This is a genomic window from Marinobacterium marisflavi (assembly GCF_982447095.1).
Map to the genome: position 1 here is coordinate 425,650 of NZ_OZ457898.1, position 20,766 is coordinate 446,415.

At 53.4% G+C, this 20,766-nt stretch carries 21 protein-coding genes; 15 read left to right on the plus strand and 6 right to left on the minus strand.

The features are described from left to right. Positions 1-130: 130 nt before the first annotated feature. The 3 genes from AC1WNR_RS01955 (at position 131) to AC1WNR_RS01965 (ending at position 3,270) form a co-directional block, all read left to right on the plus strand. Positions 131-1,261 (plus strand): S-(hydroxymethyl)glutathione dehydrogenase/class III alcohol dehydrogenase, encoded by a 1,131-nt coding sequence (locus AC1WNR_RS01955; protein ID WP_481642861.1) that lies wholly within the window; start codon positions 131-133, stop codon positions 1,259-1,261. Positions 1,262-1,286: 25 nt separating this feature from the next. Next, positions 1,287-2,117, plus strand: coding sequence for an S-formylglutathione hydrolase (gene fghA / locus AC1WNR_RS01960; protein WP_481642862.1), 831 nt, complete (start codon positions 1,287-1,289; stop codon positions 2,115-2,117). A gap of 127 nt (positions 2,118-2,244) precedes the next feature. Next, positions 2,245-3,270 carry an IS110 family RNA-guided transposase gene (locus AC1WNR_RS01965; RefSeq protein WP_481642609.1) on the plus strand — a complete coding sequence of 342 codons (1,026 nt, stop codon included), beginning with the start codon at positions 2,245-2,247 and terminating at the stop codon, positions 3,268-3,270. A 406-nt stretch (positions 3,271-3,676) separates the two neighbouring features. Here the strand turns inward: AC1WNR_RS01965 and AC1WNR_RS01970 are convergent, their stop codons facing one another. Further along, complete coding sequence (locus tag AC1WNR_RS01970) at positions 3,677-4,792, minus strand: putative sulfate/molybdate transporter (protein WP_481642863.1); 1,116 nt, start codon at positions 4,790-4,792, stop codon at positions 3,677-3,679. 116 nt (positions 4,793-4,908) lie between these two features. On the opposite strand from AC1WNR_RS01970, the gene AC1WNR_RS01975 reads away from it, so the two are divergent. Genes AC1WNR_RS01975 through AC1WNR_RS01985 form a run of 3 tightly spaced genes read left to right on the plus strand, consistent with a single transcriptional unit; the run spans position 4,909 to position 7,179 of the window. After that, complete coding sequence (locus tag AC1WNR_RS01975) at positions 4,909-5,610, plus strand: ABC transporter permease (RefSeq protein ID WP_481642864.1); 702 nt, start codon at positions 4,909-4,911, stop codon at positions 5,608-5,610. Next, positions 5,603-6,328 (plus strand): ATP-binding cassette domain-containing protein, encoded by a 726-nt coding sequence (locus tag AC1WNR_RS01980; protein ID WP_481642865.1) that lies wholly within the window; start codon positions 5,603-5,605, stop codon positions 6,326-6,328. The genes AC1WNR_RS01975 and AC1WNR_RS01980 overlap by 8 nt, the downstream gene beginning before the upstream one ends. Before the next feature lie 32 nt (positions 6,329-6,360). Further along, complete coding sequence (locus AC1WNR_RS01985) at positions 6,361-7,179, plus strand: ABC transporter substrate-binding protein (RefSeq protein ID WP_481642866.1); 819 nt, start codon at positions 6,361-6,363, stop codon at positions 7,177-7,179. 3 nt (positions 7,180-7,182) lie between these two features. Here AC1WNR_RS01985 and AC1WNR_RS01990 read toward each other — a convergent pair whose 3' ends face one another. After that, positions 7,183-8,049 carry a substrate-binding domain-containing protein gene (locus tag AC1WNR_RS01990; RefSeq protein ID WP_481642867.1) on the minus strand — a complete coding sequence of 289 codons (867 nt, stop codon included), beginning with the start codon at positions 8,047-8,049 and terminating at the stop codon, positions 7,183-7,185. Positions 8,050-8,210: 161 nt separating this feature from the next. Between AC1WNR_RS01990 and fdhD the strand changes: the two genes are divergently transcribed. Genes fdhD through AC1WNR_RS02010 form a run of 4 tightly spaced genes read left to right on the plus strand, consistent with a single transcriptional unit; the run spans position 8,211 to position 11,391 of the window. Beyond that, on the plus strand, positions 8,211-9,080 hold the full coding sequence (fdhD, locus tag AC1WNR_RS01995; RefSeq protein ID WP_481642868.1) for a formate dehydrogenase accessory sulfurtransferase FdhD: 870 nt from the start codon (positions 8,211-8,213) through the stop codon (positions 9,078-9,080). Continuing rightward, on the plus strand, positions 9,073-9,660 hold the full coding sequence (mobA, locus tag AC1WNR_RS02000) for a molybdenum cofactor guanylyltransferase MobA (RefSeq protein ID WP_481642869.1): 588 nt from the start codon (positions 9,073-9,075) through the stop codon (positions 9,658-9,660). Before fdhD ends, mobA begins: the two co-directional genes overlap by 8 nt. Further along, positions 9,657-10,160, plus strand: a complete 504-nt coding sequence (gene mobB, locus AC1WNR_RS02005) for a molybdopterin-guanine dinucleotide biosynthesis protein B (RefSeq protein WP_481642870.1) — start codon at positions 9,657-9,659, stop codon at positions 10,158-10,160. Before mobA ends, mobB begins: the two co-directional genes overlap by 4 nt. After that, on the plus strand, positions 10,144-11,391 hold the full coding sequence (locus AC1WNR_RS02010; protein WP_481642871.1) for a molybdopterin-binding protein: 1,248 nt from the start codon (positions 10,144-10,146) through the stop codon (positions 11,389-11,391). Before mobB ends, AC1WNR_RS02010 begins: the two co-directional genes overlap by 17 nt. Before the next feature lie 25 nt (positions 11,392-11,416). Here AC1WNR_RS02010 and AC1WNR_RS02015 read toward each other — a convergent pair whose 3' ends face one another. Genes AC1WNR_RS02015 through AC1WNR_RS02030 form a run of 4 tightly spaced genes read right to left on the minus strand, consistent with a single transcriptional unit; the run spans position 11,417 to position 15,451 of the window. Next, positions 11,417-11,893, minus strand: coding sequence for a DUF6505 family protein (locus AC1WNR_RS02015; protein ID WP_481642872.1), 477 nt, complete (start codon positions 11,891-11,893; stop codon positions 11,417-11,419). After that, on the minus strand, positions 11,890-12,594 hold the full coding sequence (locus AC1WNR_RS02020; protein ID WP_481642873.1) for a biotin/lipoate--protein ligase family protein: 705 nt from the start codon (positions 12,592-12,594) through the stop codon (positions 11,890-11,892). The genes AC1WNR_RS02015 and AC1WNR_RS02020 overlap by 4 nt, the downstream gene beginning before the upstream one ends. Beyond that, entirely contained in the window at positions 12,591-13,439 is an 849-nt protein-coding gene (locus AC1WNR_RS02025) for an Mrp/NBP35 family ATP-binding protein (protein ID WP_481642874.1), read from the minus strand. The genes AC1WNR_RS02020 and AC1WNR_RS02025 overlap by 4 nt, the downstream gene beginning before the upstream one ends. Before the next feature lie 20 nt (positions 13,440-13,459). Further along, complete coding sequence (locus AC1WNR_RS02030) at positions 13,460-15,451, minus strand: 4Fe-4S binding protein (protein ID WP_481642875.1); 1,992 nt, start codon at positions 15,449-15,451, stop codon at positions 13,460-13,462. A 148-nt stretch (positions 15,452-15,599) separates the two neighbouring features. Between AC1WNR_RS02030 and AC1WNR_RS02035 the strand changes: the two genes are divergently transcribed. From AC1WNR_RS02035 to AC1WNR_RS02055, 5 genes are all read left to right on the plus strand, one after another. Continuing rightward, on the plus strand, positions 15,600-16,178 hold the full coding sequence (locus AC1WNR_RS02035; protein WP_481642876.1) for a DUF3305 domain-containing protein: 579 nt from the start codon (positions 15,600-15,602) through the stop codon (positions 16,176-16,178). Further along, positions 16,178-16,852, plus strand: a complete 675-nt coding sequence (locus tag AC1WNR_RS02040) for a DUF3306 domain-containing protein (RefSeq protein ID WP_481642877.1) — start codon at positions 16,178-16,180, stop codon at positions 16,850-16,852. The genes AC1WNR_RS02035 and AC1WNR_RS02040 overlap by 1 nt, the downstream gene beginning before the upstream one ends. Positions 16,853-16,941: 89 nt before the next feature. After that, positions 16,942-17,553: a TorD/DmsD family molecular chaperone gene (locus tag AC1WNR_RS02045; protein WP_481642878.1), complete on the plus strand. Its 612-nt coding sequence runs from the start codon at positions 16,942-16,944 to the stop codon at positions 17,551-17,553. A gap of 40 nt (positions 17,554-17,593) precedes the next feature. After that, complete coding sequence (locus AC1WNR_RS02050) at positions 17,594-17,785, plus strand: hypothetical protein (protein ID WP_481642879.1); 192 nt, start codon at positions 17,594-17,596, stop codon at positions 17,783-17,785. 165 nt (positions 17,786-17,950) lie between these two features. Next, positions 17,951-20,758: a formate dehydrogenase subunit alpha gene (locus AC1WNR_RS02055; RefSeq protein WP_481642880.1), complete on the plus strand. Its 2,808-nt coding sequence runs from the start codon at positions 17,951-17,953 to the stop codon at positions 20,756-20,758. Positions 20,759-20,766 lie beyond the last annotated feature (8 nt).

Below are 20,766 nucleotides of genomic sequence, written 5' to 3' on the forward strand. Positions count from 1 at the left end.
AAGATGACTGATCAGTTGAGACGTAAATGATTTGAAATGCGACAGATTGGCGATTTTCGCCCCAATCGCTCCCTTTTCGGTGCTAACATCCAACCCTAATTTTAAATAGAACAATATCTAGGGAGATATGATGAGAACTCGTGCTGCCGTCGCCCTTGCACCGGGCAAACCACTGGAAGTTATGGAAGTTAACCTTGAGGGCCCAAAAGCCGGTGAGGTTCTAATTGAGATCAAGGCGACGGGTGTGTGTCATACCGATGAATTCACACGTTCAGGTGATGACCCAGAAGGCCTTTTCCCAGCGATTCTTGGCCATGAAGGAGCGGGTGTTGTTGTGGAAGTCGGCGAAGGCGTGACTACGCTCAAGCCAGGTGATCACGTTATCCCTCTCTACACGCCTGAGTGCCGCCAGTGTCACGCTTGTCTCAGCGGCAAAACCAACCTCTGTACTGCGATCCGCGGAACTCAGGGTCAGGGTTTGATGCCAGATGGCACAACCCGTTTCTCTATGCTGGACGGTACGCCAATCTACCACTACATGGGCTGTTCAACCTTCGCTAACCACACGGTTATGCCTGAAATCGCTCTAGCAAAAGTGCGTGATGACGCGCCATTCGACAAGATCTGTTACATCGGTTGTGGTGTGACGACGGGTATCGGTTCTGTTATCAACACGGCGGGCGTAGAGATTGGCTCAACCGCTGCTGTATTTGGTTTGGGTGGTATCGGTTTGAACGTAATCCAGGGCCTGCGCATGGCAGGTGCTGACAAGATCATTGGTGTCGACCTCAACGACGACAAAGCTGAGATGGCGAAGAAGTTCGGTATGACTCATTTCGTTAACCCATCGAAGATTGAGGGCTCCGTTACTCAGGCGATCATCGAGCTGACTAAGACCGAGCAGGACCAGTTCGGTGGAGTAGATTACTCATTCGACGCTACGGGTAACGTTAACGTGATGCGCGATGCACTTGAGTGTTCGCACCGTGGTTGGGGTGTCTCGGTCATTATCGGTGTAGCACCAGCAGGTGCAGAGATTAGCACACGTCCATTCCAGTTGGTCACTGGCCGCGTATGGAAAGGTACGGCCTTCGGTGGTGCTAAGGGACGTACTGATGTGCCTAAGTTCGTTGACTGGTACATGGATGGCAAGATCGAGATCGATCCAATGATCACGCACAAGCTCAAGCTTGAAGACATCAACCAGGCGTTCGATCTGATGCACTCAGGTGAATCTATTCGCGCGGTTGTTGAGTTCTAAAGTAAAGGGTCAAAGGAAAGTTCTGATGGAAGTTCTATCAAGCAACAAGAGCTTCGGTGGTGAGCAGTTGGTAATTCGCCATGCTGCTAAATCCACTGGGTGTGATATGACCTTTGCGCTCTTCCTGCCCCCGGGTGAAGGGCCGTTCCCAGTCGTTTGGTATCTCTCGGGCCTTACCTGCAGCCACGCCAATGTGATGGAGAAGGGGGAGTACCGCCGTGTCGCCGCTGAGCTGGGTGTGGCGGTGGTCTGTCCCGACACCAGTCCACGCGGCGAGGATATCGCTGGCTTCGATCCATCCGATTGGCAGATGGGGCAGGGAGCAGGCTTTTACGTTGATGCAACGCAGGAGCCCTACGCAGCAAACTACCAGATGTACTCCTATGTAACCGAAGAGCTGCCACAGCTGCTGTTTGCTGAGTACCCTCTGGATGCCCAGCGTCAGTCTGTGTTTGGTCACTCTATGGGCGGTCACGGTGCGCTGGTTTGTGCGCTCCGTAACCCCGATCGCTACAAGAGCTGCTCTGCGTTCGCTCCGATTGTGCAGCCATCAACGGCTGACTGGTCTAAGCGTGCGCTGGGTGAGTACTTGGGCGCGGATGAAGCCAACTGGCGTGCATACGACAGTGTCGCGCTGATCGAAGATGGTGCACGTTTCCCAGAGTTCTTGGTGGATCAGGGGGAGGCTGATGGTTTCCTCAACGACGGTCTGCGCCCTTGGCTCTTGGCCGATGCGTGTAAAGAAGCGGGAATTAATCTGACGCTGCGGATGCAGCCAGGTTATGACCACTCCTACTTCTTTATCTCCAGCTTTATGGAAGACCACCTGCGCTGGCACGCCAAGCGTTTGCGATAACTCTCTTTAGGAGCGCAGCTCTGCTGCGTTTGGATTCGTTTGTAAGAAATGAGATGGACCCACCCACTCTGTGCCAAGATTGGTTTTTGAGAATCAATCAAGTACGGCATCCAAGAAGGGGGTCCACATGAATAAGACTAGCATTATTGGTATCGATCTGGCGAAGAGTGTTTTTCAAGCTCACGGTATGACGAGCAGTGGTAAGCAGACGTTTTCGCGTCAGCTCAAGCGCGCTGAGGTCGCCAAGTTTATAGCTAAACAACCCAAGTGCATTATTGGTATTGAGGCGTGCAGCGGTTCTCACTATTGGGCCAAGTTATTCAAGCAGTATGGTCATCATGTGAAGATCATCCCGCCTGGCTACGTAAAGGCGTACGTGCGGGTTAATAAAAATGATAAACGGGATGCCGCAGCGATTGCGGAGGCAGCGTCCCGAGAGCAGGCGCCGGTAGTAGCTGTTAAAACGACGGAACAGCTCGACCTACAGGCTCTGCACCGAGTCCGCGAAGACTCGGTTAACAACCGTACGCGCATCGGTAATCGGATACGGGGACTACTTGCTGAACAGGGCGTCGTAGTTAAGCGTGGACATGCTGCAACTCGCTATGAGGTCGCTTTGATACTTGAGGACGCTTCGAACGGGTTAAGTTACGGTTTAAGAGAGATCATTGCCGATCTCAGAGAGGAGTGGCTACGCTGCGATGATCGAGTTGATTACTACACCTCACGGATCGAAAAGATCGCTAGGTCTGATGCGCGCTGTAAACGGTTGATGACGATACCTGGTGTAGGCCCAGTCATATCGACCCTGCTGGTTGCGTATGCGGGGAATGGTCAATCATACCGGGGCAGTCGCGACCTAGCCGCCTCGTTAGGCTTGGTGCCCGCCCAGCACTCAAGCGGTGGTAAGGACGTGTTACTGGGGATCAGTAAACGAGGAAATCGACAGTTGCGCAAGCAACTGGTACACGGCGCGAGGGCTGCATACCGCTCACTAGAGAAATGCCCCGAAAGCAGCCGACTTGGCTTATGGGCACAGAGCTTGAGGGCTTCAGGCAAACACGTAAATAAGATCGTGGTAGCGATCGCAAACAAGCTGGCCCGTATCGCCTGGAGCTGCTTAGTAAACGAAAGAGATTACAAAGCGTTGTAATCAACGCAGTACGGAGCCTGCCCAAGGCAGGATAAATAGAGTTAAACCCAACCAAAGAGTTGCGCAGAACGTTAAGACACGACAGATAAGATCGACTTGCTGAAAATCTGAAGATCCCTGTGGCTCACCAAGAAGCCGGGTAAGAGATAAGAACAGCAAGAGCACATCTCATAATGGCCCGGGTGGATACGCCCAAACTGAGAGGCCGGATATAAGCGTGCAATCTACTTCTATCGAGCCAAAACGGTCTTGCAACAAACGGGTGGGTCCATATAAGGGATCCGCCGGAGGCGGGTCGCGACATAATTGTTCGGTTGTCGCACATTCGCTTTGCGAATATCCCTCCTACCTTGTTAAAGCATTTTCGCTTTTTTGTCGGGAAATACGCCTTTGGCGTACATCCCTCCTACGGAGTCGCTCTTCGCTGGGTGTACTTGGAGATCGACCACTCCAGGGCTACGCCGACTACCAGTGCCGTCATCAAGCCGCCCCAGAGAGCAACTACCGTCATAGCGGCAATAATCAGCTTGCAGGAAGGTCTTACCTTGAGAATCTTGGCGGGCTCCGCGAGGTGCCAACTGGCAAATAGCACCAGCACAGCTACAACTTCCATGGGTACAGCAGTCAGTAGGTGCGTGACCTGCGCGCCAAACAGTGCAGCCAGCACGAGGCAAGTTATGCCGAAGATAGCGATGGACCATCCCGAGCGTGATCCCATCGCATGATGCGCCGCCAGTCCACCTGCGCCGTGACACATGGGTATTGCCCCCAGGGGTGCGAGTAAGAAGTTAGCCAGCCCCGAACTCAGAGCCAGGCGCTTTTCGGTTGCCGGCTGCTTATCATCGGGAAAATAGTCCTGCGCAATTACCGCCGTAAGTATGAGCGCGTTGGTAAGCGTCAGTGCCAGCTGTGGCAGATAAGCGAGTTCCAGAGCCGAGGTGAAGGCTGCTGCTTGAGGGAACTGTATTTCGGGCAGGCTAATTGCGCCTAAGGCTGCTGCCGGTATCTCAGAATCGCCCAGAACCATCCACCCTAACGCCAAAATCAAGAGTCCGCTAAACGCACGCAGTGCAGTGAACTGCAGGCCGACCAGCAGAAGCAACAGCGTGCCGGTCCAATACAGGGATATGAAACCAAGACCGTAAGCGTTGGTGATCAGTGTAAGCGCCAGAGCCGCACGCATGCCGTGCAGTATGGTTGGTGGGATCAGGCGTTTAAGTTTTAGCGTCAGTTCAGTCTGGCTCAGCAGTATCAGCGTTAGGCCAAGCAGCATACCTGTAGCAATCAGCACCTCGGTACCAATCATCCCAGCAACGGCCATAGCGGCTGTCGCTTTCATCGGCTGAACAGGTATAGGTCGTCTGTAGAAGAGGGCGGTACCCAGGGCGAAGAGGCCGAAGCCGTATAGCAGACCAATAGGGTCAACGCCAGCAAGCACAATGAGGCCAACGACCAGAGGTAGAAAGGTACCTAGGTCGGCAAAGGCGGCGGATGACTCAGTCAGTGCTCGGGTTGCCTTCATATTGGGCTCTTATTTTTCTTCTCTCTACATCTTAGTGATTTTTCTTCGGCTTGCAATTGATCCGTTTACGGTAAAGAATGCGAAAAAATTACATATTCTGAAAAAAATGCACAAATATGCTTATTGATGCGTTCTCTGAGGCCGTTATCCTGATCGGTTCGGCGGACCCTGATCTCTTTGAAATCATGCTGTTATCCATCGAGGTCAGCCTGACAGCCCTACTTATCTCTGTGCTCTTGGCGTTGCCTTTGGGTACCCTGTTGGCTATCAGTCAGTTCCCGGGTAAACGCATTGTAATTACCTGCCTCAACTCTTTGATGGCGATGCCGCCGGTCGTCATTGGGCTGCTGGTCTATCTGATGCTGTCGCGCTCGGGCCCACTCGGTGTACTCGGGCTACTTTACACTCCTACTGCCATGGTCATTGCGCAGGTCCTGCTTATTACGCCAATCATCGCCTCTTTGGCTCACCAGACAATGGAGGATCTGCACCTTGAGTACTCCGAGCTGTTTCAGAGTCTTCGTGTGTCGAAAATGAGAGCCATTCCTGTCTATCTTTGGGATGCGCGTTACTCGCTTGTAACCGCCGTGCTCGCGGGCTTCGGACGGGCCGTTTCTGAGGTGGGTGCCGTGATCATAGTGGGCGGCAATATCGATCACTTAACACGTGTCATGACGACGGCCATCGCGCTGGAGACAGCCAAAGGCGAACTCGCGTTGGCGTTGGCGCTGGGGATTATTTTGGTGACGATGGCGCTGTTAGTGAATGCCGCAGTGATGCTAGTTCGGACTTTCGCCCAGAGGAACGCCTATGTTTAATCCTCAGCCACTCGCCTCTAACCTAAATGAACCTGTGCTTTCGGTACGTTCACTGCGTCTTACATTGAGCGGACAGGAGTTGCTGCGAGGGCTGGACCTTAATTGCTATGAGCCTGGCGTTACCATGATGATGGGTGCCAATGGTGCGGGCAAAAGCCTCTTCTTGCGCTCCCTACATGGTCTTTTACCGGCTGAAGGTGTGATTGAGTTTACCGGTCGTTCGCTGCGAGAAGCTCAGGGCGAGCAGGCGATGGTGTTCCAGAAGCCTACACTGTTGCGTCGTACCGTTGAGCAAAACATGCAGTTCGCCGCTCCTGAGGGCACGTCAACTGCCCAGATCAATGCGCTACTGCGCGAGGTGCACTTGAGTGAGAAGGCAAAGCAGCCAGCACGCCGGCTCTCGGGTGGCGAGCAGCAGCGTCTGGCGCTGGCGCGTGCTCTGCTGACACAGCCGAGGATACTGTTGTTAGATGAGCCGACTGCGAGTTTGGATCCTGGCTCCGTTTTGATTATTGAGCGTCTGATTCAGCAGGCATCTGCGGCGGGCGTCAAAGTTATCTTCGTCTCTCATGATATCGGCCAGGCGAAACGTTTAGCGTCCGATGTGGTGTTTATGCATCAAGGAAAAATTACCGAGCATACGAGCGCTCAAACATTCTTTCATCAGCCAGCTTCGCGGGAGGCGCAGGCCTATCTCGCGGGTGAACTGCTGATTTAACGACCCGGGAAATACAAGAAGGAAAACCCTCAATGAAAAGCCCAAACGCTCTACCCTTTGCAACAGCGCTACTGGCTGCGTCGCTATTCAGTGGCATCGCTCTTGCTGACTCAATCATTGTACAGTCGACTACTTCAACCAAAAACTCAGGACTGTATGACCATCTTTTGCCGATGGTAGAGGCTGATACGGGTGTCAAAGTTAACGTTGTCGCCGTCGGCACGGGGCAGGCGATCAAGAATGCTGAACGTTGTGATGGGGATGTGCTGCTCGTTCATGCCAAAGCATCAGAAGAGAAGTTTGTTGCAGCCGGTTACGGTGTTAGTCGCTCTGATCTGATGTACAACGATTTTGTTGTGGTCGGCCCCAAGGCAGACCCCGCAGGTGTGCACGGTTCTAATTCAGTGTCGCAATCCCTAGAGAAGATCGCCGCTGCTAAGGCGCTTTTTGCCTCACGTGGTGACGACTCCGGTACGCATAAGGCTGAACTGCGTCTGTGGAAAGCAACCAGTGTAAATCCTGAAGCGAGCTCTGGTACTTGGTACCGTGAGACGGGCTCGGGTATGGGCGCTACCCTTAATATCGCAGTAGGCATGGGAGCGTACGCGATGACAGACCGCGCTACCTGGACCAAGTTTGGCAACAAAGATGACTTCCAGATTCACGTAGAGGGTGATACGCGACTGTTTAATCAATACGGTGTAATACTGGTGAACCCTCAGAAGTGCCCCAATGTTAATGTTGAAGGCGGACAGCAATTTATCGATTGGTTGGTTTCGGACAAGGGGCAGAGTGCGATTGCCAGCTACAAAGTGGCAGGGAATCAGCTATTTTTCCCAAACGCGAACTGAGCTCTAACGGGTTCCGTTAAAGAGCACTTTACCGGTCTGGGTTACGTCGTAACCGACGTAGCGGTTGGCCTCTGCAGCGAAGGCGGATGTTCTTGTGAAACCCAGTAAAGACTGTATAGCTGGCTCGAAATAAGCGTGGCGGTCTATCACCAAATCGTAGGACTCGATACAGATCGGTACGAAGTCGAGACGATAGCGTTCGGCAAAACAGCGTAGTCCGAACGCAACATCCGCTTGATCTTCGAGTATGGCAAGTGCCGCTTCCGTTTCTGTTTGCGCTTCGCGGGTAAAATTGAGCGCTTGCGGACTCAGTCCCGCTTGCTCAGCGCGTGATAGGAAGGCGGTTTGGGAGCCGGTACCTGACTGACGCGCCACCAGCCGTTTGTCAGCTAAATCAGTGAAGCCGGAAATCTCTGCACCCGGTTTAACGATCAAGCCGCGCTCGCGCCGAGCCCAGTGCACTAACACACTCTGACTGTTTGCGAGCTCTTGATTGACTATCTCAGAGTTCCAGCCGGACTGATCAGCGTTCTCAATATGAATTGCGCAGATAATACCTTCTCGGTTTTTGAAACGCTGCAGGCCATCGTAGCTGCCGCTGAATAGCGTAGGAATGCCTGAGCCAGATGCACCGAGTGCCCACTCAAACACTGGATCATGTGATCCCAGAACGACTGCCGCAGGTGCAGCCGTTGTGTCGGAATTGATTCCTTTTTCCTGCATCCAAGCCTTAATTTCGGCTTTTGGAAACAGCAGTTTGCCGGTGGCTTTGGCGCAGGGGATAGCATTGCGAGCCGCGAGATCATACACCTTGCGCTCCTTGATGCGCAGTAGATCGGCCACCTCTTTAGTCGTTAAAAACTCTGACATGGTTTACTCTCTGAAGCAGAGCGTTAAGGATACAACAGTCGAGCGACTCAGCGTACCGCAGTTTAGATCTTTTGGCTGATCAGAGAGGCTGGTCTGCACGTATTGAAAGAGATATGCAGCCTCGCCCGCGATTAATTAGCCCCTTAGCTGGCAATAATATTATGAACCAGAAAAATCCTGTCCCAAATCCAAGTGATCCGCGTCTCTCTCGAGAGGTCGAAGGTATTGATGAACTTGGACAACCTAAATCAATCAAGGTTATTGAAGAACGCCCGCTGACAATCTATCTCAACTCACAAGAGATCGTTACGGCGATGACGATTGGTGATTACCCTGAATACCTTGCGCTTGGTTTTCTGCTAAATCAGGGAATGCTCAAGCCGACTGATGAGATAACGGCCATCGACTATGACGAAGAGCTAGAGGTTGCCGTGGTGCGCACGGCGGCGCCGACCAATGTTGAGGCGAAACTCGAGAAGAAAACCCGCACCTCGGGGTGTGCAGTAGGTACAGTGTTTGGCGACATGATGGCCGGACTAGAGGGTTTGGAGCTCGAGGATACGCCCGTAAACACTAGTAGCTTCTATGCACTCTCTTATAAGGTGAACCATACTCCGAGCCTCTATATGGAGACCGGAGCTATTCACGGTACAGCGCTTTGTCAGGGTGAGGAAGTACTCGCTTACATGGAGGATGTAGGACGCCACAACGCGGTTGATAAAATTGCAGGTTGGATGCATGTGAACGGCATCAGTGCCGCTGATAAAGTCCTCTACACTACGGGCCGACTCACCTCAGAGATGGTCATCAAAACGGCGTTGATGGGTATTCCAACGCTGATTAGCCGTTCTGGATTTACCGCCTGGGGTGTTGATATAGCCCGCCAGGTTGGTCTGACGCTGATTGGCCGAATGCGCGGGAAAAAGTTTACCTGCCTCAGCGGTCAGCACCGCTTGATCTACGATCAAGATCTTAATTTGGTGGTCGACGAGAGCGACAAAATGCAACGCAAAGGAGCGCGACTTGGCTGAGTGTGCGGTTATATTGGCGGGCGGGCAGGCGACCCGTATGGGCGGTATCGATAAAGGCCGTCTTGAGCTGCACGGGCAAACTCTGATTGAACGTGTTATCGCGCGAATTTCGCCGCAGGTCGATGCGGTTGTGATCAATGCTAATGGGGAGTTGGAGCGTTTCGCTGATCTAGGTTTACCGGTTGTTGCTGACTCTATATCAGACTACCCGGGCCCCCTTGCGGGGGTTTTGGCGGGTATGGATTGGGCTGCAGAGCAGGGCTATGAATGGATTGTTAGCGTTGCAGCGGATACCCCGGATTTTCCTGCAGACCTCGTTCAACGTTTTCGCACCGAGACAACCCCCGTTGTGCTAGCGGCAACACCTGATCCGCAGCGTGGGCGCCTGCCTCAACCGACTTTTGGGCGCTGGAAAGTGAGCTGCAGGGACGATCTGCGCCAAGCGTTGCAGGAAGGGGTAAGAAAGATTCGCCAGTGGACGCAAGCTCAGGGTGAATCTCTGGTACTCTTCAACGAGAACGACTTCTTTAATATCAATACGCCAGAGGATCTGGCCCGGGCGGAGCAGCACCTTAAGTGAAGATTATCGGGATAGTCGGTTGGAAGAACTGTGGCAAAACAACTCTAGCCACTGCTGTTATCAATGAGTTGAGTTCTCGCGGGTTCAACGTGAGTTCTGTCAAACATGCCCACCACTTTGTTGATGTAGACCAGAAAGGTACTGACAGCTATCGGCATAGAGAAGCTGGCGCAAATGAGGTGATCCTGGCTAGTGGTCAGCGTTACGCAATCATGCGTGAGCTGCGTGGTGCGCCCGAGCCAGATCTTGACGAGCTACTCACTCGGCTGAGTCCTTGCGACTGGGTCGTAGTTGAGGGAATGAAATCCCACCGGCATCCGAAAATTGAAGTACACCTACAAACTTGCGATCAGACTCCGCTGTTTCATCAGGATCCCGATATAATCGCGGTGGCGACCGACCATAAGCTGGACTTTGACGGCCCAGAGTTCGATATTAATGACGTCAAATCTATGGTCGACTTTATTCTGGTGCAGGAGGCACATGAAGCCCTTACGTAATGACTGTTTTGCGCTGCCGCCTGGTGTTAACTGGACACCGGTTGAGGAGGCGTTGGCGCGCTTAAAAGAGCGACTCCATCCCGTTGTTGAAATTCAAGCTGGGGTGCCGCTGGCCGAAGCCAATGGCCGTATCCTTGCACAGGATGTTGTTGCTCCACGCGCTCATCCGCCGAGTACCAACTCAGCGGTTGATGGTTACGCCCTTGCCGGTCCACTCACGGATGTGCCCGCGCAGATGCCACTGGTCGATGGCCGCAGTGCGGCAGGGGTCCCCTACCAAGGGGAGGTCCCTGAGGGCTATGCAATTCGCATTCTCACCGGTGCAGTCGTACCAGCGGGTACCGACACTGTCGTATTGGATGAGGATTGTGAGGTTATTGACGGCGTATTGCACCTCAATGGCACGTTGAAACAGGGCGCTAACACACGCCTGGCGGGTGAAGATATTCACTCCGGTGATGCCATTATCACCGCCGGCACTCGTCTCGCACCGACCCATATTTCGGTACTCGCCAGTGTCGGTGTAACCCATGTAGATGCCTTCAAGCCGCTTCGAGTTGGGGTGCTCTCTACCGGGGATGAGGTGAAACCGGTCGGATCTGAAGTGACGGACTGGCAAATCTACGATGCGAACCGGCCGATGTTGATCTCCTTGGTTGCTCAATTGGGTTACCAAGTGGTCGATTTGGGCCATGCACTTGATCGCGCTGAAGAGGTTGTGGCGGCGTTGGACAGGGGCGCTCAGCAGTGTGACATTGTTCTGACCAGTGGTGGTATCTCTGCGGGCGATGAAGATCACGTCTCTAAAACCCTGAAAGCCGAGGGTGAGATCAGTAACTGGCGTATCGCTTTGAAGCCTGGCCGGCCGTTGGCACTGGCGATGTACAAAGGGACGCCTGTCGTTGGTCTGCCCGGCAATCCGGTGGCCGCTTGGGTGTGTACGCTGAGATTTGCTGCGCCTGCGATGGCCTTGCTTTCAGGTGGTGAGTGGTTTGAGCCTCAGGGGTTTGAGATGCCGGCTAACTTTACCAAGAATAAGAAGCTAGGACGTTCAGAGCTGCTGCGCGCGCGAGTGCGTGATGGCAAGGTTGAGGTGTTTAGTTCTGAGGGTTCAGGCCGGGTGACCGGATTAGCTTGGTCTGAGGGCTTGGTCGATCTGGATGAGTCAGCTCAGCAGATCGAACCAGGCGTTATAGTGCGCTACATCCCTTACTCAAGTTTTGGGCTCTGACCAGAGCCCGTTTTAACTTCAAGTTTCAGTCGTAACTGCCGTGCACCGCAAAGGCTTCGAGTGAGGCATCCTGAGGTGCGCGGGATCGATAGGTCTCCTCTACGCCTAGATCGGTTAGAGTCCTGCTCACCATCAAAAGAGTGTTGTCCTCGAAATCCTCACACATAGCCTGCATCTGCTCAACTTCATCGATCGCTACCGGCATGGCTGCTTCAATGCTTGGTGCACCATAGATCTCTACAAAGGTCTGAGCGAGCTGTCTTTTTACGGCGTCTAGTTCCGCCTCTGTAATGGCGCATACGCTGACGAAGCTGGCTCGGCCGCCAGACTCCACGCTATACCAGCCATTGCTAAATGCCTGTTTGGCTTTACCTTTGAGATCGACTTCGCTCCAGTTAGAGAACTCAAAACCGCCCGAAATAGCCCACTCACCGCTTTCGGCAGGCTGGTCAAACACATTCTGATCGGAGATGTCTAAGCGTACAGTTCGAGCTAACTTCATTGGTGCTCCGCGTAGTTAATCAGGCTCAGTGTTTCCGTCATTACGCCTTGGCGTAACAACATCCGTCCCTTCTCGTCCAATCCGACAAACAGCCCTTCCATCGGCGCTTCAATCTCTTTGCCGAGGCTGTCGCAGCGGGGCCGCCATTCGTTGTGGATCCGGTCGAAACCGCTATCCAGAAAGTAGGTAAGCCACAACAACGTGTGTTTCGACCAGCTCTCCAATAGCGCCATAGGTTCTATCTCGCCGCATCCCTCTTCGTAGAGGCATGTCTGGTGAGGATTAGCGCCGGGATCATCCGTTTCAGGTATGAACGCGACCTCAATTCCAATCACCAACCAGTTAGGTATCTGGCCCGGGTCCATGGTCTCTGCGGCATAGCGAACTCGACCGCACGCCGCGCCGTTCACTTTGATGCGGTCAGGCCACTCGAAATGCACAGGCACTTCGGGCGGGGCCAGAGCGCCTAAACTCTCTGCAAGGCCGATTTGAGCCACATACACTGCTTGTATGGACTCTTCTAGAGGGGTTTCTGGCGCAAGTACTAAGGCTGCCCTTAGTGTGTCGCTATCCTCAGAGTAGAATATGGTTCCTGAATCGATACCAGCAACCGCACGGCTGACCGCCTTGTCAAAAGGGTCAGTGTGCTTTGGTACTTTTTCACCGTTAAAGAGCGGTGGAAATTGGGGTGTCTGTGTCATAGAACCGCCTGGGCGTAGACCTCAGAGTTAATAATCTGATCAGCAATGCGACTAAAAGCCTGAGCTTGTGGGCTGTCGGGTTTAGAGACGACGATGGGTACGCCGCCGTCTGCACCGATACGGATATCCAAATCCAGAGGAATTTCGCCCAAGAAGGGCGCGCCAATCTTCTCTGCCTCGGCGCGTGCACCGCCAGAGCCGAAGGGATGGTGCTCTTTGCCACAGCCATCGCAGACAAAAGAGGCCATGTTTTCGATCAGGCCGAAGAGGGGTACCTCCATGCGTTTGAACATATCGATGCCCTTGCGTGCATCCAGCAGAGCAATGTCTTGGGGTGTAGAGACAACGACTGCACCCGCTACAAAGAACTTCTGACTGAGCGTCATCTGCACGTCACCGGTGCCTGGTGGTAGGTCAACTAGGAGTACATCGAGCTTGCCCCACTCAACCTGGTTCATCATCTGCTCAAGTGCACCCATCAGCATAGGTCCACGCCAGATAATTGCTTCATCCTCCGGCATCATTAGACCGAGTGACATCAAGGTTACGCCGTGGTTTCGCAGCGGCAGAATGGTCTGACCGTCTGGACTTGAAGGACGCCCGGATACGCCCAGCATACGGGGTTGGCTAGGGCCATACACGTCGGCGTCTAGCAGACCCACCTTTAAGCCTTTGGCGGCAAGTGACACCGCTAGGTTGGCTGAAACCGTTGACTTGCCTACACCGCCTTTGCCCGATGCGATGGCGATTATGCGATCGATACCGGACGGATTCTTATCCTGCGGGCGTGGCGCATCAGTGCCGATAATATTTGGGTTGGCGCCTACGTCTACAAATTGTTCCATGTTCTATTCCATTATTCTTCTTAGCTGTCGAGATAGTCATCAGTGGTGCGGACTCTTGGTCGCTCGCCCATTGCCATAGGAGAGCTCTCTCCATGGTATTGTGCTTTCACGCGGCAGTCATCACACATCTTCACTAACTGCAAATTATCGGTATTGGTGTACATCCAGTGGTTGCCCTCCAGCTTCTCCACGATTCGATTGATCGTACTGGCAACGCCAAAGGGTTTGCCACAGCTGATACATTCGAACGGGTCCTCACCATGTAGCGCACGCTTCTCAAGCGCACTTTTGCTCAGCTCCAGTTGAGGGATAAGTTGGATAGCGGTTTCCGGACAAGTGCTCTCACAGACACCACATTGTACACAGGCATTTTCGGTAAACTGCACCTCTGGACGGTCGGGGTGGTCGGCCAGTGCTCCGGTTGGGCAGAGCGAAACACAGGCTAGACAGAGCGTACACTTATCGGAATTGATCTCGATCGCACCGTAGGGCGCGCCTGCTGGCAACGCTATAGCCTGTTCGGTTGAGCCACCTGCTTTGGTTGTAATTGCAGCTGCGGTAACTCGAGTGATATCACGTCGACCGCCGAGAAGCAGGACAGGATCGCAGGCAGCTACAGTGTGCGTTGCCGCCGAGCTCAACTGCTCGACACCGATCAGTTTTACTCGCTCTGCTTGCGACGAGGCACCCGTTAGCATCGCATGTGTCAACTCCAGCTGTGGTTGCAAAACCGCAGCATCTTCAGCGCTATCTGGAAGTATCAGTACTTCAGAAAAGCCAGCGCCCAAAGCAGCTAGCATTTCGGCGTGTCCGAAACGGTCGGTATGTTCGATCGCAAAAGGGATCAAATCATCGGCCAAGCCCTCTGCTTGACGCGCGTGTTTAGCTATGGACTCGTAACCCAATTGCGCAGTGTGCACCAGTAGTCGTGGCGCCTCTTTGGTCTGTTCGGTGTAGGTCTTCGCCATCAGTGACAGCGCTTTGGTAATAGACTCGAAGGGCGACTCATTCATATCGATGGCGGATGTAGGGCAGACTGATGCGCAGGTGCCGCAGCCAGCACAGATATTCGAGTCGATCTGCACAAAGTCGCCAGCCGAGTAGATCGCTTCGGTTGGGCACACATCCAAGCAGCGTGTGCAGCCAACCTTGGATGCGCGCGAGTGTGCACACAGATTAGTGTCCAGCTTGTAGTAGACGCTCTTCTCAAACTCGCCCACCCGCTCGCGAGCGACCAAAGCGATGCGTTCTAGTTCGCCGTCTTTGGCGGGATCTGCCCAAAAGTAGCCGTTACGTTTTTTGTAACTAGGGAAGGCTGGTTCTGTGCCGCGCAGGTCTATGAATACGTCACAACTGCTGCTGGCAGACGGGTTTGGAGCGGAGAAGCTGGGTGTACCGCGGCCAGGATGGCTCAACGTTTGAAGGTTGGTAAACTCAAGCTCGAAGCAGCCGAGGGCACCTTTGGCCGATTTTAATTGACCCTTGGCGACATCGTAACGCGATGACGGCAGTGCGATTGGGCCTGAGTCAGTCACAACACAAGTGACCCCAAGATCGTCCTGAACCAGCTCGGCCATCCGTATGCACTGCTCTGTGGGGCCAACTATGCAGCAGACTCCGTCGGAAACAATGTTTTTAAGCGGCACGATCGGGTTAGCGAGTTGTGATGCAGCGAGCAGTCCTGATTGCTTGGCCGTGACGCGTTTTGACTTCGCGCCTTTGGGCGCCCAGCCAGCGCGATCACGTAAATCAATAAAATCGAGTGGTGCCACTCGTCCAGCATTTTGCTCTATCTCGTCAGACAGTCGCTCGAACAGAGCTGCTTGCTGCCCGCAAGCTATTAGAACCTCGCTCTCACCATTCAAATGCTGCACTGCGACGCCGAGTTCGTTTGTGCACAATTGATCGACTTTGACAGCTTCGTCAGCCTTCGCAGCGGCTTTTAATGCATTGATATCAATAGATTGAGTTTTGTCGCAGCTGCACAGCAGCAGGGTTTTGTTGGTCGCCATCAGGGAGAGACTCGTGTTGTTATTAGGTCTACTTATTCTGCATTTCGCAATGCGGACACTCTGTTATTACCAAAGTGATCTACGAACGTCTATATTAAGTAGATTAGCGTAGGTTCGCGAATTCGGATAGAACAACAAGAGAATAGCCATGAGCGGTCGTACTGATAGTTGGAGACGAGAGCTTCCTGTCGGCGCAGTTGTGCGTTGTAGCCCCGGCGTGACGCGCTGGGCCAAGCATATTTGGAAGCCGGTAGCGGTCATACCAGGCGCCACAGATGCGTTCTGGAAAGAGCTGGTGCGCGAGGGTGATGTCGTTGACTATCACGCAGGCACGGTAACGCTGGAGCTGTTCCGCGCTGACGTAGAAGCCTACCTTGTCTCTCTTAACATGGCTGTCCCTTCTCTCTGGGTGGTTCTCGACCGAGACGAAAGTGGCCAATCCCCTTCTGATTATTTCCTCAGTGCTATCACTGCGAGTGCATACGAAGCGCAAGATGCCTTGGACAGCGGTGAAAGCATCGTTGAAGCCGTGCCGATGCCTGACTCTTTGGCGGCGTGGATCAAGGAGTTTATCGATATGCACTACATCGAGGAGCCATTTAAAAAACGCCGTCGTGATAAACAGAAGGTGGATGGTATCGAGGATGGCAAAGGTGATGTGCGTATTCGTCAGGAGAGTGACGTCTACCGGGCACCTACCACGATCAAAAAGGCGAGTGTGCACTGATGGCTGAGTCTCGATTTGAGCGCTGGTCGCGTCGCAAGTCTGAGGCGCGTCAGGAGGAGCAGTTAGCCGAACAAACGGCGGTGGAGTCGAAAGAAGAACTCTCTGAGGAGCTTTCCGAGGAGGAGCGCGAGCTTGCCGTCAATGAGACGCTTAGCGACGAGGAGATTCTGGCGAAATATGAGCTGCCCAATCCAGATGTGTCTGAGCTCGGTATGGATATCAAAGGGTTCATGCGAACCGAAATCCCGGAGGCGCTCAGGCGTCGTGCTTTACGGTCGCTGTGGCGTTCTAATCCGGTGTTGGCTGTACTCGATGGTCTGAATGACTACGACGAGGACTTTAATGCCGTGACCACCGGTGCTGAGGGTGTGAAGACACTCTATCAGGTTGGCAAAGGGATGTTTGACAAAGCCCAGAGAGCGCAAGAGAAGTTAGACGAGCTAGCGGCTCAATCCCAGAATGAGATCCAGAATTTTGAGGTCGACGTAAGCATTCCGGTTGAGCCGCAGATTCAAGCAGCCGCATCTGAGCCTGAAATGCTGACTCAAGACGCGGCGCAGATAACCGAAGACTCTTTTGAACGCGAGGACAAGGAGAGTTCCCAGAGGTCAGAAGAGGTGCAGCAACCGGAGATCCCAGCGACTCGATACCGGCCGAGAATGAGTTTTAGTTAAAGGATTGAAAGCCGCTGTGCAGGATGCTTAGCGCCGTTTGAAACAAGACGTAAAAACGCCTTACCAAGAACAATTAAAAGGAAAACACCTTGGAAAATAGTGCGGAAAAACAGTGCCCTCGATCTATCACCCCTGAAGATCGAGCCCGCGCGCAGCTATATCAGTTGCTGGGCAGTCTGCTCAGCGCACCCCCGTCTGCCGAACTCTTGGCAGGGCTTGCAACAGTTAGCGGCGATGAGACACCCGTCGGCCAAGCAAGTCAGAACCTTGCCAAACTCGCGGCGAGAACCAACTCATCCAACGCTGAGCGCGAATTCAACAATCTTTTCATAGGTCTAGGGCGCGGCGAACTTCTGCCTTATGCCAGTTACTACCTAACCGGTTTCCTCAATGAAAAACCCCTAGCAGATCTGCGTACCGATTTGATGCGCCGCGGTATTCAGGCAAACGAGGACGTGAAAGAGCCAGAGGACCACATGGGCACTCTGTGCGAAATCATGGCCGGGATCATCACCGATGAGTTTGCCTGCGATGGCGATCTTGCATCGCAGAAAGCGTTTTTCGACGCCCACTTAGGGAAGTGGGCTGAGCTCTTTTTCGCTGACTTAGAAGAAGCGCAAAATGCTGTGTTCTATGCCCCTGTAGGCTCCCTCGGGAAAGCCTTCATGGCGGTAGAGGCTCAGGCTTTTGCAATTCAATAACCGGGACTTTCGAGTCCTTTAAATCAGGTGGAGGTGTTCCATGGAGAACCAAACGCGTGAAAACAGCCGTCGCCGCTTTTTGCGGTTGGCAGTAACTGCAGCCCCTGCTGCTGTTGCTGTGGCAGTTGCACCGAAAGCCGCCGCTCAGGCCGCCGCAGATGGCGTCCCTAAGAGTCGTGGCCTACGTGACACTGAGCACACACGCAAGTATCTGGAATCGGCTCGCTTCTGAAGAAATTTTGATCCCCGCGGTTGCGTGATGCCCACGGGGTGAATTTTTTTTGACGAACGAGAAAAATAAAAACATGAGGTAATAGGCATGTTAAGAAAGAAAACGAATGGGGTAGCGAAAGGCTCCCGTGCGGGATCTTTACTATCATCGCTTGCGGCCAAAACATTGGATCGTCGATCATTCTTGGCGGCATCCGGTGTGGCAGTAGGCGGGTTAGCAACCTTGTCTCTCGGCTCTTCGCGAGTACAAGCTGCTACACCATCCGATGCGGGTGGTGAGGTAGTACGTAAGAAGTCGGTATGTACACACTGTTCAGTGGGTTGTACCGTTGAAGCAGAAGTACAGAATGGTGTTTGGACTGGCCAGGAACCTGGCTGGGATAGCCCATTCAACCTAGGCGCACACTGTGCCAAAGGTGCTGCTGTTCGTGAGCATGCTCACAACGAACGCCGTCTCAAACATCCGATGAAAATGGTCAACGGTGAGTGGCAGAAGATCTCTTGGGATCAAGCGATCAACGAGATCGGTGACAAAATGTTGCAGATCCGTGAAGAGAGCGGTCCTGACTCTGTCTACTGGCTTGGTAGTGCGAAGTTCTCGAACGAACAAGCCTACCTGTACCGTAAGTTTGCAGCCTACTGGGGTACAAACAATATCGATCACCAGGCTCGTATCTGTCACTCAACTACGGTGGCAGGTGTAGCGAATACCTGGGGTTACGGTGCGATGACCAACTCCTACAACGATATTCACAAGTCGAAAGCGATCTTCCTGATCGGGGGTAACCCAGCTGAAGCGCACCCAGTGTCTCTGCTGCACATCCTCAAAGCGAAAGAAGAGAACAACGCACCTGTGATCGTATGTGACCCACGATTCACCCGTACCGCAGCCCATGCTGACGAGTACGTGCGTTTCCGTCCCGGCTCAGACGTTGCGTTGATCTGGGGTATTCTCTGGCACATCTTTGAGAACGGCTGGGAAGATAAAGAGTTCATCCGTACTCGTGTCTACGGCATGGATGACATCCGTGAAGAGGTTAAGCGCTGGAACCCTGCAGAGGTTGAGCGTGTAACCGGTACTCCGGGTGCGCAGCTCGAGCGTGTTGCTCGCACTTTGGCGAACAACCGTCCAGGTACAGTTATCTGGTGTATGGGTGGTACTCAGCACACCAACGGTAACAACAACACACGTGCATACTGTGTGCTCCAGCTGGCGCTGGGCAACATGGGTGTTGCGGGCGGTGGTACCAACATCTTCCGTGGTCACTGTAACGTACAGGGCGCAACTGACCTGGGTGTTCTGGCAGATACACTGCCAGGTTACTACGGTCTGGCAGCGGGCTCTTGGGCTCACTGGGCGCGTGTATGGGAAGAGGATCTCGATTGGCTGAAAGGTCGCTTCGCTACACTGGATAAAGACGGAAAGTCTCGTCCGATGATGAACGAGAAGGGTATCCCTGTATCTCGTTGGATCGACGGTATCCTGGAGACGAAAGAGAACCTGGATCAGCCTGATAACACACGCGCAATGGTGCTTTGGGGTCACGCTCCGAACTCACAGACGCGTATGCTAGAGATGAAAGAGGCGATGGAGAAACTCGACATTCTTGTTGTAGTTGACCCATTCCCAACTGTCTCTGCAGTACTGCATGACCGTAAAGATGGTGCTTACCTCTTGCCTTCGACAACCCAGTTCGAGAATGCAGGTTCAGTAACAGCATCTAACCGCTCACTGCAGTGGCGCGAGAAAATCGTGGAACCGTTGTTCGACTCTAAAGTCGATCACGAGATCATGAAACTCTTCGCTGATAAGTTCGGATTCACCGACCGTTTCTTCCGCAATATCAAGCTCGAAGGCGATATCCCGAACACCGAGGACATTACTCGCGAGTTTAACCGTGGTATGTGGACGATCGGCTACACCGGTCAGTCTCCAGAGCGTATCAAGAAGCACATGCAGTACCAGCACCACTTCGACAAGACCACACTGCGAGCAGTGGGTGGACCTTGTGACGGTGATGTCTACGGTATGCCATGGCCTTGCTGGGGTACACCTGAGATGAACCACCCGGGTACACCTAACCTCTACGATATGTCGTTGCCTGTGTCTGAAGGTGGTCTCACCTTCCGTGCACGTTTCGGTGTAGAGCGTGATGGTGAAAGCCTGCTGGCTGATGGTGTCTACTCGAAGAACTCGGAAATCAAAGATGGTTACCCAGAGTTTACGATGCAGATGCTGATGGACTTGGGTTGGGATAAAGATCTCACTGCAGACGAGCGGGCGGCGATCGATGCAGTAGCGGGTCCTAAGACCAACTGGAAAGTCGACCTCTCCGGCGGTATCCAGCGTGTAGCTATCAAGCATGAGTGTGCACCATTTGGTAACGCGAAAGCGCGTGCGATCGTCTGGAACTTCCCAGACCCAATACCGCTTCATCGTGAGCCGTTGTACACCACTCGACGTGATCTGGTTGAAGATTACCCAACCTACGCTGATAAGAGCTTCTGGCGCGTTCCGACTCTTTACGAGTCAATTCAGAAGAACGACTTCAGTAAAGAGTTCCCAATCATTCTGACCTCCGGTCGACTGGTTGAGTACGAGGGCGGTGGTGAAGAGACCCGTTCGAACCCTTGGCTAGCAGAGTTGCAGCAGGATATGTTCATAGAGGTGAACCCGCGTGATGCGAATAACCTGAACATACGTGATGGCAACGACGTTTGGGTCTCTGGTCCGGAGGGCGGTCGCATCAAGGTCAAAGCGATGGTAACCGAACGTGTCGGTGAGGGCGTAGCCTTCATGCCGTTCCACTTCGGTGGTCACCTAGAGGGTAAAGACCTGCGGTCGAAATACCCAGCGGGTGCCGACCCATTCGTTTTGGGTGAATCATCCAACACCATTCAAACATACGGTTATGACTCGGTTACCCAAATGCAGGAAACCAAGGCGACCCTATGTGCGATTGAGCCAGCATAAGAGGAGGT

What these genes read in the sequence shown, in the direction of transcription:
- AC1WNR_RS01955 (WP_481642861.1), top strand. Translation starts at nt 131, where the DNA reads ATGAGAACTCGTGCTGCCGTCGCCCTTGCACCGGGCAAACCACTGGAA.
- fghA (WP_481642862.1), top strand. Translation starts at nt 1,287, where the DNA reads ATGGAAGTTCTATCAAGCAACAAGAGCTTCGGTGGTGAGCAGTTGGTA.
- AC1WNR_RS01965 (WP_481642609.1), top strand. Translation starts at nt 2,245, where the DNA reads ATGAATAAGACTAGCATTATTGGTATCGATCTGGCGAAGAGTGTTTTT.
- AC1WNR_RS01970 (WP_481642863.1), bottom strand. Translation starts at nt 4,792, where the DNA reads ATGAAGGCAACCCGAGCACTGACTGAGTCATCCGCCGCCTTTGCCGAC.
- AC1WNR_RS01975 (WP_481642864.1), top strand. Translation starts at nt 4,909, where the DNA reads ATGCTTATTGATGCGTTCTCTGAGGCCGTTATCCTGATCGGTTCGGCG.
- AC1WNR_RS01980 (WP_481642865.1), top strand. Translation starts at nt 5,603, where the DNA reads ATGTTTAATCCTCAGCCACTCGCCTCTAACCTAAATGAACCTGTGCTT.
- AC1WNR_RS01985 (WP_481642866.1), top strand. Translation starts at nt 6,361, where the DNA reads ATGAAAAGCCCAAACGCTCTACCCTTTGCAACAGCGCTACTGGCTGCG.
- AC1WNR_RS01990 (WP_481642867.1), bottom strand. Translation starts at nt 8,049, where the DNA reads ATGTCAGAGTTTTTAACGACTAAAGAGGTGGCCGATCTACTGCGCATC.
- fdhD (WP_481642868.1), top strand. Translation starts at nt 8,211, where the DNA reads ATGAACCAGAAAAATCCTGTCCCAAATCCAAGTGATCCGCGTCTCTCT.
- AC1WNR_RS02010 (WP_481642871.1), top strand. Translation starts at nt 10,144, where the DNA reads ATGAAGCCCTTACGTAATGACTGTTTTGCGCTGCCGCCTGGTGTTAAC.
- AC1WNR_RS02015 (WP_481642872.1), bottom strand. Translation starts at nt 11,893, where the DNA reads ATGAAGTTAGCTCGAACTGTACGCTTAGACATCTCCGATCAGAATGTG.
- AC1WNR_RS02020 (WP_481642873.1), bottom strand. Translation starts at nt 12,594, where the DNA reads ATGACACAGACACCCCAATTTCCACCGCTCTTTAACGGTGAAAAAGTA.
- AC1WNR_RS02025 (WP_481642874.1), bottom strand. Translation starts at nt 13,439, where the DNA reads ATGGAACAATTTGTAGACGTAGGCGCCAACCCAAATATTATCGGCACT.
- AC1WNR_RS02030 (WP_481642875.1), bottom strand. Translation starts at nt 15,451, where the DNA reads ATGGCGACCAACAAAACCCTGCTGCTGTGCAGCTGCGACAAAACTCAA.
- AC1WNR_RS02035 (WP_481642876.1), top strand. Translation starts at nt 15,600, where the DNA reads ATGAGCGGTCGTACTGATAGTTGGAGACGAGAGCTTCCTGTCGGCGCA.
- AC1WNR_RS02040 (WP_481642877.1), top strand. Translation starts at nt 16,178, where the DNA reads ATGGCTGAGTCTCGATTTGAGCGCTGGTCGCGTCGCAAGTCTGAGGCG.
- AC1WNR_RS02050 (WP_481642879.1), top strand. Translation starts at nt 17,594, where the DNA reads ATGGAGAACCAAACGCGTGAAAACAGCCGTCGCCGCTTTTTGCGGTTG.